The organism is Streptomyces sp. 13-12-16, assembly GCF_002114215.1.
GTDB lineage: Bacteria > Actinomycetota > Actinomycetes > Streptomycetales > Streptomycetaceae > Streptomyces.
The window spans coordinates 1-1,693 of sequence record NZ_NCTE01000870.1 but is presented as its reverse complement, the minus strand read 5'-3'; the positions used below and the strand labels follow the sequence as shown (position 1 = coordinate 1,693).

Sequence of the window (1,693 nt, the reverse complement as noted above, 5' to 3'; positions counted from 1 at the left end):
CGGGGCGATCTCGTTGCCCCAGGCGCTCTGGGCGCCGGGCAGCAGCAGGTCTTCTTCCTCGGCGGGACTGTCGGAGAGGTAGGTGTACGCGTCGGGCGCGGAGACGCCCGACTGCTCCACCATGCCTGCGTTCTCCGGCAGTCCCTCGCCCGGGACCTGGCCGGTGTCGGTCATGCGTACCCCTCGCCCATCGGTTAGTGCTCCTACGACCAGCTCACCCGGAACGGCGCACCGACCGCCCCACACTGAAGAACGAGCGTGCGTCCCCAGCGGCACGAACGGCGCGTCCGTAAAAGGCGACAAAGCCCTTCAACGGCATTCTCGCGGCCGTACGGCCGTCGCGTCAGCTTGATCGGCGACGGTTCCGCTGTGGACTGCGCCACGTTGCGCGTCCTCCGGTTCCTGCCGTACCACGACCCACCCCAAAACGGGCGCGCTTTCCGGACATTGGCCGACGAAGCGTCGGGTGTCCGGGTGCGGTACAACGATCGGCCAGCCTACCCCGCGCGGTCGGACAATCCGATCACGGGGACGGCAATCGGATCAGTTGCCGCGCGCGGGCAGCACCCCGCTGAGCAGGAACGCGACGCTCCGTTCCTTCTCCGTCCAGGCCCTGGTGTCGAGTTCGACGGACTGCAGCAGGGCGCACTCCACCTGGTAGCCGTGTTCCGCGAGGTTCCGGCCGACGAGTTCGGCCCCGTCGCGGGTGGCGGCGTGCGTGACGATGCGCTGCGGACGGCGGTCGGCGACCGCGGAGACGACGGCCGCTCCCCCGCCGCCGACCCGGACGACGTCCGGCTCGGGGAGGTTCTCCAGGACGTGCGGGGCGGTGCCGTGGACGACCTGGAGCTGGACCCCGCACCGACGGGCGGTGGACTCGGTGCGGGTGCAGGCGCGCGGGTCGCTGTCGACGGCGATGACGGCGGCGCCCGCACGGGCTGCCTCGGTGGCGAAGGCGCCGCTTCCGCAGCCGATGTCCCAGACGAGGTCACCGACCCGCGGTCCGAGCCGGGCGAGTTGGGAGACGCGCAGCGGTTCCCGCTCGCCCTCGCCGAGGTCGCCGCCGTACTCCTCGGCCGGCAGCGACCAGCCGCGGGGGCCGGTGGAGGGGTCGCGTCCGGCGATCCAGCCGCCGGACTCACCGGCACCGGCCCGGCCGCCGACGACGATGACGACGTTGGGGTCGCGCCAGGTGTGGTCGGCGGCCTTGTCGGAGGTGACCACGCTGACCCGCTCGCGCTCGGTGCCGAGTTCCTCGCAGATCACGAAGGTGCGGTGGACACCCTCCATGAGCAGGCCCAGCTCGGCGGGTCCGGCGCCGGGCGAGGTGAGAACCGCGACCTTGGCGTGGGCCCGGCATACGTTCACCGCGCGTCGCAGGGTGCGCGGATGTGCGACGACCACGTGGGCGTCGTCCCAGGGCATTCCGGCGCGGGCGAAGGCCGCGGCGACGGAGGAGACGCCGGGGACGACCTCGACCTCCAGGCCGAACTCGGGTGCGCGCAGGGTCCGTACGACGCCGAAGAAACCGGGGTCGCCGTCGGCGAGGACGACCGCGGTGCCGCGGTGGGCGGCGATGCGGCGGGCGGCGAGGGCGACGGAGCCGAGCCGGACGCGTTCGGCGCCGGGGGGCACCTCGGGGAGTGCCAGATGGTGGGCGGCGCCGGCCACCAGCGTGGCGGCGCCCAGCGCG

General features: G+C 73.4%; 1 protein-coding gene. It reads right to left on the bottom strand.

Features of this window, described 5'->3' with window-relative positions; genetic code table 11:
- Nucleotides 1–543 precede the first annotated feature (543 nt).
- A partial coding sequence (cbiE, locus tag B7767_RS30805) for a precorrin-6y C5,15-methyltransferase (decarboxylating) subunit CbiE (RefSeq protein WP_085575010.1) occupies nt 544–1,693 on the bottom strand: 1,150 nt, incomplete at its 5' end.